The 13,969-nt window shown below is 63.3% G+C and carries 14 protein-coding genes; 8 read left to right on the plus strand and 6 right to left on the minus strand.

Annotated features, from left to right (window positions below; all coding sequences use genetic code 11):
• Positions 1 to 9: 9 nt before the first annotated feature.
• Together E8F20_RS14910 and E8F20_RS14915 are read right to left on the minus strand one after the other, a co-directional pair.
• Complete coding sequence (locus tag E8F20_RS14910) at positions 10 to 984, minus strand: tripartite tricarboxylate transporter substrate binding protein (RefSeq protein WP_280284403.1); 975 nt, start codon at positions 982 to 984, stop codon at positions 10 to 12.
• A gap of 37 nt (positions 985 to 1,021) precedes the next feature.
• Positions 1,022 to 2,287 carry an OprD family porin gene (locus E8F20_RS14915; protein ID WP_280284404.1) on the minus strand — a complete coding sequence of 422 codons (1,266 nt, stop codon included), beginning with the start codon at positions 2,285 to 2,287 and terminating at the stop codon, positions 1,022 to 1,024.
• Between the two features lie 202 nt (positions 2,288 to 2,489).
• On the opposite strand from E8F20_RS14915, the gene E8F20_RS14920 reads away from it, so the two are divergent.
• Complete coding sequence (locus E8F20_RS14920) at positions 2,490 to 3,161, plus strand: response regulator (protein ID WP_280284405.1); 672 nt, start codon at positions 2,490 to 2,492, stop codon at positions 3,159 to 3,161.
• Positions 3,154 to 4,539 (plus strand): sensor histidine kinase, encoded by a 1,386-nt coding sequence (locus E8F20_RS14925; protein WP_280284406.1) that lies wholly within the window; start codon positions 3,154 to 3,156, stop codon positions 4,537 to 4,539. The genes E8F20_RS14920 and E8F20_RS14925 overlap by 8 nt, the downstream gene beginning before the upstream one ends.
• 103 nt (positions 4,540 to 4,642) lie before the next feature.
• On the opposite strand, the gene E8F20_RS14930 is transcribed toward E8F20_RS14925, so the two are convergent.
• From E8F20_RS14930 to E8F20_RS14940, 3 genes are all read right to left on the minus strand, one after another.
• Positions 4,643 to 5,398, minus strand: a complete 756-nt coding sequence (locus E8F20_RS14930) for a transporter substrate-binding domain-containing protein (protein WP_280284407.1) — start codon at positions 5,396 to 5,398, stop codon at positions 4,643 to 4,645.
• 68 nt (positions 5,399 to 5,466) lie between these two features.
• Positions 5,467 to 6,303: an HDOD domain-containing protein gene (locus E8F20_RS14935; protein ID WP_280284408.1), complete on the minus strand. Its 837-nt coding sequence runs from the start codon at positions 6,301 to 6,303 to the stop codon at positions 5,467 to 5,469.
• A gap of 32 nt (positions 6,304 to 6,335) precedes the next feature.
• Entirely contained in the window at positions 6,336 to 7,277 is a 942-nt protein-coding gene (locus E8F20_RS14940) for a folate-binding protein YgfZ (RefSeq protein ID WP_280284409.1), read from the minus strand.
• 119 nt (positions 7,278 to 7,396) lie between these two features.
• Here E8F20_RS14940 and E8F20_RS14945 point away from each other — a divergent pair, with 119 nt between their 5' ends.
• Positions 7,397 to 7,651 carry a succinate dehydrogenase assembly factor 2 gene (locus tag E8F20_RS14945; protein WP_028626345.1) on the plus strand — a complete coding sequence of 85 codons (255 nt, stop codon included), beginning with the start codon at positions 7,397 to 7,399 and terminating at the stop codon, positions 7,649 to 7,651.
• On the plus strand, positions 7,635 to 8,087 hold the full coding sequence (locus E8F20_RS14950; protein ID WP_280284410.1) for a protein YgfX: 453 nt from the start codon (positions 7,635 to 7,637) through the stop codon (positions 8,085 to 8,087). Before E8F20_RS14945 ends, E8F20_RS14950 begins: the two co-directional genes overlap by 17 nt.
• Here E8F20_RS14950 and nadB read toward each other — a convergent pair.
• Positions 8,056 to 9,672 (minus strand): L-aspartate oxidase, encoded by a 1,617-nt coding sequence (nadB, locus tag E8F20_RS14955; protein ID WP_280284411.1) that lies wholly within the window; start codon positions 9,670 to 9,672, stop codon positions 8,056 to 8,058. The two genes, E8F20_RS14950 and nadB, sit on opposite strands and share 32 nt — an antisense overlap.
• A 381-nt stretch (positions 9,673 to 10,053) precedes the next feature.
• Here nadB and rpoE point away from each other — a divergent pair, with 381 nt between their 5' ends.
• From rpoE to E8F20_RS14975, 4 genes are all read left to right on the plus strand, one after another.
• Positions 10,054 to 10,635 carry an RNA polymerase sigma factor RpoE gene (gene rpoE, locus E8F20_RS14960; RefSeq protein WP_028626348.1) on the plus strand — a complete coding sequence of 194 codons (582 nt, stop codon included), beginning with the start codon at positions 10,054 to 10,056 and terminating at the stop codon, positions 10,633 to 10,635.
• Positions 10,636 to 10,666: 31 nt separating this feature from the next.
• Positions 10,667 to 11,260 (plus strand): RseA family anti-sigma factor, encoded by a 594-nt coding sequence (locus E8F20_RS14965; protein ID WP_280284412.1) that lies wholly within the window; start codon positions 10,667 to 10,669, stop codon positions 11,258 to 11,260.
• Positions 11,261 to 11,268: 8 nt separating this feature from the next.
• Positions 11,269 to 12,219 (plus strand): MucB/RseB C-terminal domain-containing protein, encoded by a 951-nt coding sequence (locus E8F20_RS14970; protein ID WP_280284413.1) that lies wholly within the window; start codon positions 11,269 to 11,271, stop codon positions 12,217 to 12,219.
• Between the two features lie 192 nt (positions 12,220 to 12,411).
• Positions 12,412 to 13,836: a DegQ family serine endoprotease gene (locus tag E8F20_RS14975; RefSeq protein ID WP_280284414.1), complete on the plus strand. Its 1,425-nt coding sequence runs from the start codon at positions 12,412 to 12,414 to the stop codon at positions 13,834 to 13,836.
• Positions 13,837 to 13,969 lie beyond the last annotated feature (133 nt).

Here is a 13,969-nt window from a genome sequence, read left to right on the forward strand (position 1 = left end):
AGCGGCGTGTTACTGCGCCAGGCCGAATTCGCCGGCGAGCTGCTTGTACTGCTTCACCTGATCGAAGACGTAGGCCTTCAACTGGTCGCCGGTGAGGCTGAGGGGGAACAGGTCGCGCTGTTCACGCAGCTTGGAGAAGTCGTCGCTGGCCAGCAGGGTGTCGAACTGCTGTTTCCACCAGTTGAAGTCTTCGTCGCTGACTTCCGGGCCCATGTAGAAACCACGGATTACCGGCCAGGTGATATCGAAGCCCTGCTCCTTGGCGGTGGGGATTTCGGCCAACTTGCCCGGCAGGCGCTGGTCGGAGAGCACGGCGAGAACGCGGATCTTGCCGGCTGCCAGTTGCGGGGTGATCTCGCCGAGGCCGCTGCTGGTTACCTGCACGTGGCCACCGAGCATGGCGGTGAGGGTTTCGCCGCCGCCCTCGAACGCAACGTAGCGCAGCTTCTGCGGGTCGATGCCGGCGGCGCGGGCGATCAGCGCGGTCTGCATCCAGTCCTGGCCGCCGATGGTGGCGCCGGCGCCGAAAACAATGGAGGCGGGGTCTTTCTTCACCGCTTCCACCAGTTCGCCCAGGGTTTTGTACGGGGAGTCGGCGCGCACGGAGATGGCGCCGTAGTCGGTGCCGATGCCGGCCAGCCAGCGCACGGCGTTCTCGTCATAGCGGCCGAACTTGCCCTGGGCAAGGTTCAGCAGGGAGCCCGATGAAAAGGCGGTGATGGTGCCGGCATCTTTCGGACGCTGGGCTACCACGGCGTTGTACGCCACGGCGCCAACCCCGCCGGGCATGTAGGTGACACGCATCGGCGCTTCGAGCAGGCCGCTGTCTTTCAGGCCGCTCTGGGCCAGCTTGCAGGTGAGGTCGAAGCCGCCGCCGGGTTTGGCCGGGGCGATGCACTCGGGGCGCTTGGGTTCGGCCAGCAATTGGGTGGACAGCAGCAGGCCGGAAGTGATCAGGGCGATGCGGGAGAGAGCAGTTTTCATCGGGGTTCTCCTGTGGAGTTTTATTTTGGTTCAGTCATCACCAGATCGGCAGTGCATAACTGACGATCAGGCGCAGTTCATCCGCGTCGCGGGCAAAGCTGGAGCGGAATCCGGCATGGCGTGCACGCAGGGTGAGGTTCTTCAGGCTGCCGCTGGGCACGACATACTTGAACTCGACATCGCGCTCCCACTCGCGGCCTTCCTCGCTGCTGCCAGTGACTTCAGCGTTGTCGCTGGTGATGTAGCGGGTCATGAAGCTCAGGCCGGGAACGCCCATGGCGGCGAAGTCCAGGTCGTAGCGGGCCTGCCAGGAACGCTGGTCGGCGTTGGCGAAATCGTTGATCTGCACGAAGTTCACCAGGAAGGGGTCGCTGCCATCGATGTAGGCGTAACCGGTGTCGCCGCTCATGCGCTGATAGCCCAGGCCAACCTTGTGGCTCCCCTGGCCGTAACTGACCATGCTGTTGAGGGCACGGTTGTCCACCTTGCCGGCCTCGGCGCGGCCGGCGTCGTCGCTGATGGCGTAGCGCAGGTCGGCGCTCAGGGTGCCGGCACCTAGCGGCTGGCTGGCGAGCAGTCCGAAGAAGTGCTGGCGGTAGACCTCATCCAGCTCGGCGAAGTAGTACCGGCCGGTGTAGTGCTTGCTGAACGCGTAGTCGGCACCGGCGAGGTCGAAGTGATCGCCGGTGGCGGCTGCAGCGAAGCGCTTGTTCTTGTTGTTGATGGCCAGGTCTTCGGAGTTGGTGGAAGCGCGGTCCTTGACCTCCGACAGACGTCCGCCGGTGAAGGTCAGGTTGCTGATCTCCTTCGAGGTGAGCAGGCCGCCTTCGAATACCTGGGGCAGGATGCGGCTGTCGCTGGCTTTCACCACGGGCAGTTCGGGAATGTGGGTGCCCAGGCGCAGTTCGCTCCTGGAAGCGCGTAGCTTGGCGGTCAGGCCGAGCTTGCTGTACTCGTCCGGGGTGCCGCCATCGTCCTGCACCGGCAGCAAGTCGGTGCCGCTGCGGCCGGGGCTGGAGTCGAGCTTGATGCCGAGCATGCCAAGGGCGTCGAGGCCGAAGCCGACAGTGCCTTCGGTGTAGCCGGATTCGAGGTTGAGGATGAAGCCTTGCGCCCATTCTTCGCGTTTGGACTGGCCGGAGCCTTCGCGGAAATCGCGGTTCAGGTAGATGTTGCGTGCTTCGAGGGTGGCCGAACTGTCCTTTAAGAACTCGGCATGGGCCTGAGTGGCCAGGGTGCTGCTGGCGATGGCGAGACTGAGGGTGCAAACAGGCGCAAGCGCCTGCCGTGCGGCAGTGAGCATCGAGTGGTCTCCGTTGTTGTTCTTGTTAGCCGGCGCAACCACGGGCCGGCTTTTTTACGGGTGGTCATTGCCACCCTGACGCGATGCTATGCAGTGAAACTTTCGCCAGCCTTTCAGCGTGAAAGAAAGTTCGTGCAACGTTCACAGCCTTCAAACGGCCGTTAAACTTCCGAGTGATCGCTGCCATTTCGGAGACATTCTCGTGCGAATCCTGCTGGTCGAAGACCATCCCCAACTGGCTGAAAGCGTTGCCCAGGTGCTCAAGGGCGCGGGCTGGACGGTGGATGTGCTGCATGACGGCGTGGCCGCCGACCTGGCCCTGGCCAGTGAGGACTACGCCCTGGCAGTACTGGACGTGGGGCTACCGCGTATGGATGGCTTCGAGGTGCTGGCGCGTTTGCGCGGACGTGGCAAGACCCTGCCAGTGCTGATGCTCACCGCCCGCGGGGAGGTGAAAGACCGGGTTCACGGCCTCAACCTGGGGGCGGATGACTACCTGGCCAAACCCTTCGAGCTGACTGAGCTGGAGGCCCGGGTGAAGGCGCTGCTGCGCCGTAGCGTGCTCGGTGGCGAGGCGCAGCAGCGTTGCGGGACGCTGGTTTATGACCTGGGTACACGGCGTTTCAGCCTGGCGGATGAAATCCTCAGTCTGACGTCGCGTGAGCAGTCCGTCCTGGAGGCGCTGATCGCACGGCCGGGGCGGGTGATGAGCAAGGAACAACTGGCTTCCCAGGTGTTCGGCCTGGATGAGGAAGCCAGTCCCGACGCCATCGAGATCTACATCCACCGCCTGCGCAAGAAGCTGGAAGGAAGCGCGGTGCGCATCGTCACATTCCGGGGGCTGGGTTATCTGCTGGAGAGTCAGGATGCGTGAAGCCGGCAGCCTGCGCGGGCGGCTGCTGCGCCGCCTGGCACTGATGCTGGGCGCCTTGCTGCTGATCGCCAGCCTGAGCTCTTACTGGAGCGCCCGCGAGGCCGCCGACACCGCCTACGACCGCACCTTGCTGGCGTCGGCCCGCGCGATTGCCGATGGTCTCTACGAAACAGACGGTCGCCTGAGGGCGGACGTTCCCTATGTGGCGCTGGATGTGTTCGCCTACGACAGCGCAGGGCGCATCTTCTATCAGGTGATCGACCCGGACGGGAAACTGGTGTCGGGCTACGAGCATCTGCCGGCGCCACCGTCGGGCACGCCACGCACTGACGACTATCCGGCGCTGGCGCGCTTCTACGATGCCGAGTACGAGGGCGTTGGCGTGCGGGTGGTGAGCCTGCTGCAACCGGTCAGCGAACCGCGCCTGAATGGCATCGCCGAGATTCGTGTCGCCGAAACAGAAAGCGCACGCGAGCGCCTGGCCCGGGGCCTGCTGGTGGACAGTCTGTGGCGGCTGGTGCTGCTGGTAGTGGCGGCGCTGGTACTGGTGTGGCTGGCGGTCAGTGCCGCGTTGCGGCCCTTGAACAAGCTGCGCCTGGCTGTGGAGGAACGTCAGGCCGATGACCTTCGGCCCCTGCCCGAGGTGGCGGTGCAGCGCGAGTTGCGCCCCCTGGTGGACGCCCTCAACCAGTTCACCGAACGCCTGCGCGGATTGTTCCAGCGTCAGGCGGATTTCATTGCCGATGCCTCCCACGAACTGCGCACCCCTTTGGCAGCGCTCAAGGCGCGGGTGGAGCTGGGCCTGCGCGATCAGGAACCCGCGGTCTGGCGCTCGACCCTGGAAGAAGCGGCGCAGAACACCGATCGCCTGACTCACCTGGCCAACCAGCTGCTGTCTCTGGCACGCATCGAGAGTGGTGCGCGGGCTATCGCCGAGGGCGGCGCCGAACGTATCGAGCTGGGTCAACTGGCCCGTGAGCTGGGCATGGCGCTGGCGCCACTGGCTCATGCCCGTGGCGTCGCCCTGGCGCTGGAGGCGGAAGACCCGGCCTGGGTCATGGGCGAGCCGACGTTGCTCAATGAGCTGCTGTGCAACCTGGTGGACAACGCCCTGGCCCACACCCCAAAGGGCGGCAACGTGACCCTGCGGGTATGCTCGCCGGCGGTGCTGGAGGTGGAGGATGACGGCAGCGGCATCCCGCCCGAGGAGCGCGACAAGGTGTTCCAGCGTTTCTACCGGCGCAACGTGCAGGGCCCGGGCGCGGGGCTCGGATTAGCGATAGTCGGGGAGATTTGCCGGGCCCACCAGGCCGAGATCAGCCTGTACGATGGCGACGTAGGTGGGTTGAAGGTGCGGGTGAGCTTTCCGCCGGCCTGATGCTTGTCGTAGCTAAGATTGCCGCAGGGTGGTAATCGCTCTTTATTTCCACCATCTGAGCCCGGCTCAGCATCGCCGATGGATCGGTAAGGCGTGATCCACCCTACGGCGCCAGGCTAAGCGGCTGCTGCACTTCCAGCAGGTAGTGGGCGACCTTGCCGCTTTCCCGCAGTTTCGACAGGCCCTTATTGAAGCGTGCGATCAGCTCGGCATTACCGGGCACCTCCCGGGAGAGCATCAGGTGCAGGCTGTCGCTGCGTAGCGGGTGTGGGTGAAAGCTTATCTCTGCGCGTTCGGCGGAGCTGAACTTGTCGTTCAGCAGGGCGAATGCGACGACCTTGTCCATGGGAAATGCGTCGAGCCGACCGGCCAGGATCATTCGCAGGCCTTGTTCTTCACCACTCAGGCGCTTGACCTTGATCTGGCCGTGACTTTCGGCGCGCTGAAAGTCCGCGCCATAGTCGTAGCCCAGAGCGCCGCCGAGCTGCCGGCCCTTGAGGTCGGAAACCTGTTGCCAGTCCAGAGGGTGGTTCTTGTGGTGAAAGAAATAGTAGGTGCTGTCCACCACCGGCTCGCTGATGAAGAAGCGCGCTTCTCGCTCCGGGCTGCGCAGCCAGACAGCTGTGCCAGTGCGCTCGCCGCGCTCGGCCAGGTGAATCGAGCGAGCCCAGGGGTAGAACTCCCACTTCACCTCGATGCCTTCCAGGGCGAAGGCTTCCTCGACAATGCGTGAGGCCACGCCTTGGTGGGGAAGCCTGGCGCCCAGGTAGGGGGCCCATTCCCCGTTGGTCAGGCGCACTTCTTCTGCCGCGACCAGGCCGTGGCAGAGCAGGCATAGGGAGAGAAGGAGTACGCGCATCCGGGTCCATCCAGCGACGTCAGGGGAAGCCTGAGTCTAGCGCTGGATGGGGAGGATGCGTACGGGTTTTACTGGAGCAGGCTCATAGCCGCCTCCATGGCGGCGGAGAGGTCTTCGTCGGCCTGCATGTCGACGTTCGGGTCGAGGCCGAGCTTGGCGAATGCGGGCACCTGGCCCCAGTCCAGTTGGGTGTAGGGGTGCTCGCTGCCGAGGTAACTCTGCAGGGTGGCCACCTGGACGATGTCGATGTAGTCGACGCGCGCCGAGTTGCGGCTGAAGTCCAGATACTGGCTGGGCACGGCAGCGATCGGCTCGGGGAATTCCCAGGCGCGCAGGATGCGGTCGCCGATCAGCGGGTGGATGCGCTCGATCACATGATTGAGGCTGATGGAGTCGGCCAGCAGTTCGTTGTGTTCCTCGGCGTAGGTGAGGATGGGCAACACGCCGATCTGGTGCACCAGGCCAGCCAGGGTTGCCTGGTCGGGCATCAGGCGGGTGTAGTGGCGGCAAAGCACATGGCAGATGCCGGCGATTTCGGTGCTCTTGTTCCAGACTTCGCGCATCTTGCGGTCGACCACGTCCGTGGTGGCCTGGAACATCTGCTCCATGGCCAGGCCGGTGGCCAAGTTGCTGGTGTAGTTGATGCCCAGCCGGCTGATGGCCATCTGCAGGTCGGTGATTTCCTTGCTGGTACGCAGCAACGGGCTGTTCACCACCTTGATGATGCGGGCGGTAAGCGCGGCGTCGTTGCCGATGACCTTGGCCAGGTCGTGGATCCCAGAGTTCGGGTCTTCGGCGGTTTCACGCACCTTCAGCGCCACTTCCGGCAGGGTTGGCAGCACCAGTTCATCGCATTCGATGGCTTTGGTGAGGTCTTGTAGGACTTTGTCGGCAAGCTTGCTCATTGAATGTCTCGTCAGTGGCCGGCAGGGGCGGGCTAGCGCTGGATTTCGCGGTCAGCGTCCAGGGTATAGGGCAGGTCGAGCAGGTCCAGTGCTGGACCATCGGCGGATCCCAGGTGGATACGCCCGTCATTCGCGGCGTCTTCCTGCAACACGGCGAGCAGTTCGCAACCGTCCGTCGTCGGGGCGGCCAATACCACTTCACCTACCGAACTCTGGTGGACCGGGGAAAAGAGCTCGACGCCCGGTTGGGGCAGTTCGCCTGCGACCAGAGCCAGGCGGTAGAGACGACGCTTGAGCTTGCCCAGGTACTGCATGCGGGCGACGATTTCCTGGCCGGTATAGCAGCCTTTCTTGAAGCTGACGCCGCCGAGCGCCTGGAGGTTGATCATCTGCGGGATGAACAGCTCACGGGTAGCTCCGAACACCTGGCCGATGCCCGCGCGCACCTGGGCCAGCAGCCAGGCGTTCAGCGGTGCCTGTGGCAGCTGCGCCGCCAGGCGGGCTTCCAGGGTGGTGGCGTCGTCCTTGGGGGCCCAGAGTTCGGCGCGGCCGTCGCAGAGGCGCACGGCGATCAGGTCGCGTTCGCGAGTGACGCTGTCAGCGGACTGCGGCAGGTCAAGGCCCAGGGCGAGCAGGGCGCCATCGCCCTGGCTGAGGCCGAAACGCACCCAGTTGGCGCTTTCATCGGTCAGGGTGGACTTGGAAAAGACGGCGTATTTCTTCAGGTCGGCCAGTTGGGCTTCGACCAGGTCACTGGCCAGGGCCAGCAGGAAGCCCTCGCCCTGGGTGAGGATGCGGAAGCTGGAGATCATTCGGCCCTTGGGCGTACAACGGGCACCCAGGCTGGAGGTGGTCTCGTCCAGGTAGCTGAGGTTGCAGGTTACCTGGCCCTGGAGGAATTTCGCGGCATCCACGCCGCGGACGGCGAGCAGGCCTTCGTGGGAGAGCGGACAGAAGAATGCTGAGTCGGCCATTGCGGATCGCTGGAAAAATGTTTGGGGCGCCATCATAGAGTTCCGCTGGTGGCTTGTCAGCGGGTGCCCGGGGCGGCGGCTGTGGTTATAATGCGCGCCTCTTTCCTGGAGGCGCTGTGATGGCCGACTCAATTGAACTGAACCGACTCTTCTGGCACAGCCGTCGCGGCATGCTTGAACTGGACGTGCTGCTGGTGCCCTTCGTGAAGGAGGTGTATCCGAGCCTCGACGCCGAAGACCAGGCTCGTTACCGCAAGCTGCTGGAATGCGAGGACCAGGATATGTTCGGCTGGTTCATGCAGCGTGGCGAGCCGGAAGATGCGGATCTGCGCCGCATGGTTCGCATGATCCTGGATCGTGTCCAGCCCAAGTAACACCTTCGAATGCCACTGGCGCCCATCGCGGCGCCTGCTGGCGCTCTACCTGATCCTCTCATGCCTGGCCGTCCTGGCCCTGTCGGTTGCCAATCTTCCACTCTGGGCGAGGATTGCCGGCTTCATGGCATGCGCAGTACACGCCGCCTGGTGCCTACCCAGGCAGATTCTTCTGACTTCTCCAAACGCCTTTACCGGCTTGCGTCTTGACCGCGACGGCTGGCAGCTCTGGTGCGCGGCCGACGGCTGGCGGCCGGTGCAGTTGCGCCCGGACGGCCTGGCGTTGCCGTTGGTGGTGATTCTGCGCTTCCGAGTGCCGGGGCAGTGGTGGGGGAGGGGGCTGTGCATACCGGCGGATTCCCTGCGTCAGGAGCAGCACCGCCGGTTGCGGGTGAGGTTGAGGTTCAGTCGCCGAAGATGGGCGGAGCCAGAATAGTGTCCTTGGCCTCGGGCAGCAGATCCGGATAGTCCAGGGTGTAATGAAGGCCACGGCTCTCGTGGCGCTGCATGGCCGAGCGGATCATCAGTTCCGCTACCTGCGCCAGGTTGCGCAGTTCGATCAGGTCGCGGCTGACCTTGTAGTTGCTATAGAACTCGTCGATTTCGCTGAGTAGCAGGCGTACCCGGTGCTGGGCACGTTGCAGGCGTTTGTTGGTGCGCACGATGCCGACGTAGTCCCACATGAAACGCCGAAGTTCGTCCCAGTTGTGCGCAATGATCACGTCCTCGTCCGAGTCGGTCACCTGGCTGGCGTCCCAGGTTGGAAGGTGGGTGGGCATCGGCACTTCGCCCAGTTGGCTGAGGATGTCGGTCGCTGCCGAACGGCCATAGACGAAGCATTCCAGCAGGGAGTTGCTGGCCATGCGGTTGGCGCCGTGCAGGCCAGTGAAACTGGTCTCGCCGATGGCGTAGAGGCCGGGGATGTCGGTTCGCCCGTGCTGATCCACCACTACACCGCCGCAGGTGTAGTGGGCCGCCGGTACCACCGGAATCGGCTCACGGGTGATATCGATGCCGAAGTCCAGGCAGCGCTCATAGACCGTGGGGAAGTGGCTCTTCACGAACTCGGCTGGCTTGTGGCTGATGTCCAGGTAGACGCAGTCCACGCCCAGGCGCTTCATCTCATGGTCGATGGCGCGGGCCACCACATCGCGCGGGGCCAGTTCGGCGCGCGGGTGGAAGCGCTGCATGAAGCGTTCGCCATTGGGCAGCTTGAGCAGGCCACCTTCGCCGCGCACGGCTTCGGTGATCAGGAAGCTCTTCGCCTGCGGGTGATAAAGGCAGGTGGGGTGAAACTGGTTGAATTCCAGGTTGCCCACCCGACAGCCGGCGCGCCAGGCCATGGCGATGCCGTCACCGCAGGCACTGTCGGGGTTGCTTGTATAGAGGTAGACCTTGGCCGCGCCGCCGGAAGCGAGCACGGTGAAGCGGGCATGGAAGGTGTCCACTTCGCCATTGTTGCGATTCAGCACGTAGGCGCCCAGGCAGCGCTGACCCTCGCGGCCGAGCTTGCGCTCGGTGATCAGGTCGACGGCGACGCGCTGTTCCAGCAGCTGGATGTTCGGCCGTTTTTTCGCCTGCTCCAGCAAGGTGTTGAAGATGGCGGCGCCAGTAGCGTCGGCGGCATGAATGATGCGCCGGTGGCTGTGGCCGCCTTCGCGGGTGAGGTGGAATTCGAAGCCGCCGTCTTCGCGGGCGCTTTCGTCGTCGCGGGTGAAGGGCACCCCCTGGTCGATCAGCCATTGGATGGCCGCCCGGCTGTGCTCCACCGTGAAGCGCACGGCGTCTTCGCGGCACAGGCCGGCGCCTGCGATCAAGGTGTCTTCGACGTGGGAATCGACCGTGTCGGTATCGTCCAGCACAGCAGCCACACCGCCTTGGGCCCAGTAGGTCGACCCGTTGCTGAGGTCGGCCTTGCTCAGTACGACGATGTTCAGGTGCGAGGGCAGGGTGAGGGCCAGGGTCAGGCCGGCGGCGCCGCTGCCGATGACCAGTACGTCATGCTGGAAATGTTGGCTCATGTCGGTTCCCGCGAAAAAAGCGGCGGCTAGTATATAGCCGGGGTGGGCGGCACAATAGCGCGCTTATGATCCTGCGTGGTGCCACGGAACTTTTTTAGTCGTTCAGGTTCCATTCAGGGTCACCATTTTGAAGAGACGGTGCTTGCTTACACTTACGCAACGAATGCACATGAAATGTGCAGCCCGGATGCCTGTAGATCAAGCGACTTATATTCGGCGCAGCATGGCCGCAGGCTCTGCTGCGTCATTCCGTGCAGATGGAAAAACAATCTGCAGGAAGCTTGCTTGGAGGGGAGAACTTTTGCGCAACGCCCGAGTCTATTTTGGCAAGCCGATCCACTGGCTGGCGCAACACCCCTTCGAGATCGACGAGGAGTGTTCATGCTAACCCAGGAAGAGGATCAGCAGCTGGTCGAACGGGTGCAGCAGGGCGACAAGCGGGCTTTTGATCTGCTGGTGTTGAAGTACCAGCACAAGATTCTCGGGCTGATCGTGCGATTCGTGCATGACGCCCAGGAAGCCCAGGACGTAGCCCAGGAAGCCTTCATCAAGGCTTACCGCGCGCTCGGAAACTTCCGCGGCGACAGTGCGTTTTATACGTGGCTGTACCGCATCGCCATCAACACGGCGAAAAACCATCTGGTGGCGCGTGGAAGACGCCCGCCAGACAGTGATGTAAGTGCTGAGGACGCCGAGTTTTATGACGGTGACCACGCCCTCAAGGATATCGAGTCGCCGGAGCGAGCCCTGCTCCGCGATGAGATCGAGGCCACAGTGCACCGGAGCATCCAGCAACTGCCGGAAGATTTGCGCACGGCGCTAACCCTGCGCGAATTCGATGGTCTTAGTTATGAAGACATTGCCAGCGTCATGCAGTGTCCGGTGGGTACTGTGCGATCCCGTATCTTCAGAGCGCGGGAAGCCATCGATAAAGCCTTGCAACCCTTGTTGCATGGAACCTGAGACAGCGGCGACAGCCAAGAGGGGAACCGCCATGAGTCGTGAAGCTTTGCAGGAATCGCTGTCCGCGGTAATGGATAACGAGGCGGACGAACTGGAGCTGCGTCGAGTTCTCGCCGCCAGCGAAGATCAAGAACTACGGGCTACCTGGTCGCGTTACCAGATTGCTCGGGCCGTGATGCACAAGGAGCTGCTGGAGCCGCGCCTGGACATCGCTGCCGCGGTATCGGCCGCCCTGGCCGAAGAAGCCGCGCCGCCGGCGAAGGTGGTACGGGGTCCGTGGCGCAGCCTGGGACGACTGGCTGTTGCCGCTTCGGTGACCGTGGCTGTGCTGGCCGGTGTACGTCTGTACAACCAGGACGAGGTCGTAGGCACCCAGCAGCTGGCGCAGCAGCAGGGCAGCCAACCGGCGATGGTTATGCCGCAGGCGCAGAAAGGTGCCGTTCTGGCTGGCTATAGTGAAGATGCCCAGCAGGTTCAGCAGCCCATCGGCGCGACACAGTCGTCTTCCGGTTGGCACGAGAAGCGTTTGCCGGCCTACCTGCGGCAGCACGCACAGCAGGCTGCGATGAGTGGTAGCGATAGCGCATTGCCCTATGCCCGTGCTGCCAGTCTGGAGAGCCGCTGAGGAGGAACATGCGCGCACTTCCGGTATTCATCTTGCTGAGTGGCTGGCTGGCCCAATCAGTCCAGGCCGCTGACGCTCAGGACTGGCTGCAGCGCCTCGCTGACGCGGAGCAGCGCCAGAGTTTCCAGGGAACTTTCGTCTACGAACGAAATGGGAGCTTCTCCACCCATGAGGTCTGGCATCAGGTCCAGGAGGGCGGCGAAGTGCGCGAGCGTCTGTTTCAGCTCGATGGCCCGGCGCAAGAGGTGGTGCGCGTCAATGGACGCGCCCAGTGCGTGAGTGGCTCCCTGTCCGATCAGATGTCCGATGGTCAGGTCTGGCCCGCCCGTACCTTCGATGCCAAGCAGCTTTCCGAATGGTATGACCTGCGCCTGGCCGGCGAGTCTCGCGTAGCCGGGCGACCGGCCATGGTCCTGACCCTGGCTCCCCGTGATCAGCATCGTTATGGCTTCGAGCTGCATCTGGATCGTGACACTGGCTTGCCGCTCAAGTCCCTTCTCCTGGGCGACAAGGGACAGCTGCTGGAACGGTTCCAGTTCACTCGCATCAATACAGCGACTCCCCCGGCTGATGCCGACCTGCAGCCCAGTTCGAGCTGCAAGTCAGTGCGCGTCAGTGAGGCGCAGGCCGACAAGCCTGCTCACTGGCGCTCCGAATGGCTGCCGCCGGGCTTCAGTCTAACCAGCGCGCAGGAACGTCGCAGCCCGGCATCGTCCGATCCTGTGTCCAGCTTGCTTTACAGCGATGGCCTGGCACGTTTCTCGGTGTTCCTCGAGCCACTGCATGGCGCAGTGGTCGAAGATGCACGCAGCCAGTTGGGGCCAACAGTGATGGTGTCCAAGCGGCTTAGTACGGCCGATGGCGACGTGATGGTGACTGTGGTCGGCGAAATCCCGCTGGGAACGGCCGAACGGGTCGCCCTGTCCATGCGGGCAGCGGAGGCCTCTGCGACACAATGATCCCTGCTACAGGATCTGTAACCGCATCGCGGTGCGGGAGTCTCGGCTCCCGCTTTGTCTTTTTCACGATGTTCCACCGAGCCTGGGGCTGACGCTCCGGGCTCGTTTTGCTTTTATGTTTCTGTTTTGCTCGTCGGGCCGGGCGGCTCGGCGAGTTCATACCACTCGTTATGCGACGGGAGCTGTATGTCGATGCTTAACCTCAAATCCTGCATGACTGCCATGGCAGCCTTGCTGTTGCTTGGTCAAACCCTTGTGGCTCGTGCCGAATTGCCGGACTTCACGCCTCTCGTCGAAGAGGCGTCTCCAGCAGTCGTCAACATCAGTACCCGGCAGAAGCTGCCCCAGCGTGGTGCGGCCGGGGCCCAAGTGATGCCAGATCTGGAAGGTCTGCCGCCGATGCTGCGTGAATTTTTCGAGCGCAACATGCCGCAGGTGCCGCGTAATCCGCAGGGCGGTCGCCAGCGTGAAGCACAGTCGCTTGGTTCCGGCTTCATCATTTCCAGGGACGGTTATGTCCTGACCAACAATCACGTGGTGGCTGACGCCGATGAGATCATCGTGCGCCTGTCCGACCGCAGCGAGCTGGAAGCCAAGCTGATTGGCGCCGACCCGCGTACCGACGTGGCATTGCTGAAGGTCGAGGGCAAGGACCTGCCGATCGTGAAGATCGGTAAATCCGACGAGCTCAAGGTGGGCAGCTGGGTGCTGGCCATCGGTTCGCCGTTCGGCTTCGACCACTCGGTGACGGCCGGTATCGTCAGCGCCAAGGGGCGCAGCTTGCCGAACGAGAACTATGTGCCGTTCATCCAGACCGACGTCGCCATCAATCCGGGCAACTCCGGTGGCCCGCTGTTCAACCTGGATGGCGAAGTGGTCGGTATCAACTCGCAGATATTCACCCGCTCCGGCGGCTTCATGGGGTTGTCTTTCGCCATCCCGATCGACGTGGCCATGAGCGTCGCGGAGCAACTGAAGTCCGAGGGCAAGGTGAACCGCGGCTGGCTCGGCGTCGTGATTCAGGAAGTGAATAAAGACTTGGCCGAATCCTTTGGCCTGGACAAGCCTGCCGGCGCGCTGGTGGCTCAGGTCCAGGAAGGTGGCCCGGCAGCCAAGGGTGGTCTGCAGGTGGGGGATGTCATCCTCAGCATGAATGGTCAGCCCATTGTGGTTTCCGCTGACCTGCCGCACCTGGTCGGAAATCTCAAGCCTGGTAGCAAGATCAGGCTGGAAGTCGTGCGTGGAGGAAGTCGCAAGACCCTCGACATGGCCATTGGCGCCCTGCCGGAAGATGGCGAGGAAATGGCCGCTGCAACCGGCGATGGCGTCGAACGCAACATTAATCGCCTTGGTGTGAGCGTGGTCGAACTGACCGATGAGCAGAAAAAGGCGCTGGATATCCAGGGTGGCGTTGTGATCAAGGAGGTCCAGGACGGTCCGGCGGCCATGATGGGCCTGCGTCCGGGGGATGTGATCACTCACCTGAACAATCAGGCTATCACCTCTGCCAAGGCTTTCACCCAAGTGGCGAAGGAGCTGCCGAAGAATCGTTCGGTATCCATGCGCGTACTGCGTCAGGGGCGTGCCAGCTTCATCACCTTCAAACTAGCCGAATAGCGCGGTTGGAGTGCATAAGGGCGGCCAATGGCCGCCCTTTTTCGTTTATGCCTTCCGCTGCATGGGCGTGACGGGCTGGCCGCCGATCAGGTAAACTCCCCCGCTATTTTTCGGCGAGCAACCTGCTTGCGGC

The organism is Pseudomonas sp. BN415 (assembly GCF_029871195.1).
Classification (GTDB): Bacteria; Pseudomonadota; Gammaproteobacteria; order Pseudomonadales; family Pseudomonadaceae; genus Metapseudomonas; species Metapseudomonas resinovorans.

Coding starts and splice junctions, on each gene's coding strand:
- E8F20_RS14945 (WP_028626345.1), top strand. CDS start 7,397: ATGGCCGACTCAATTGAACTGAACCGACTCTTCTGGCACAGCCGTCGC.
- E8F20_RS14940 (WP_280284409.1), bottom strand. CDS start 7,277: ATGGCCGACTCAGCATTCTTCTGTCCGCTCTCCCACGAAGGCCTGCTC.
- E8F20_RS14975 (WP_280284414.1), top strand. CDS start 12,412: ATGCTTAACCTCAAATCCTGCATGACTGCCATGGCAGCCTTGCTGTTG.
- E8F20_RS14915 (WP_280284404.1), bottom strand. CDS start 2,287: ATGCTCACTGCCGCACGGCAGGCGCTTGCGCCTGTTTGCACCCTCAGT.
- E8F20_RS14910 (WP_280284403.1), bottom strand. CDS start 984: ATGAAAACTGCTCTCTCCCGCATCGCCCTGATCACTTCCGGCCTGCTG.
- E8F20_RS14930 (WP_280284407.1), bottom strand. CDS start 5,398: ATGCGCGTACTCCTTCTCTCCCTATGCCTGCTCTGCCACGGCCTGGTC.
- E8F20_RS14965 (WP_280284412.1), top strand. CDS start 10,667: ATGAGTCGTGAAGCTTTGCAGGAATCGCTGTCCGCGGTAATGGATAAC.
- rpoE (WP_028626348.1), top strand. CDS start 10,054: ATGCTAACCCAGGAAGAGGATCAGCAGCTGGTCGAACGGGTGCAGCAG.
- E8F20_RS14935 (WP_280284408.1), bottom strand. CDS start 6,303: ATGAGCAAGCTTGCCGACAAAGTCCTACAAGACCTCACCAAAGCCATC.
- E8F20_RS14970 (WP_280284413.1), top strand. CDS start 11,269: ATGCGCGCACTTCCGGTATTCATCTTGCTGAGTGGCTGGCTGGCCCAA.
- nadB (WP_280284411.1), bottom strand. CDS start 9,672: ATGAGCCAACATTTCCAGCATGACGTACTGGTCATCGGCAGCGGCGCC.
- E8F20_RS14925 (WP_280284406.1), top strand. CDS start 3,154: ATGCGTGAAGCCGGCAGCCTGCGCGGGCGGCTGCTGCGCCGCCTGGCA.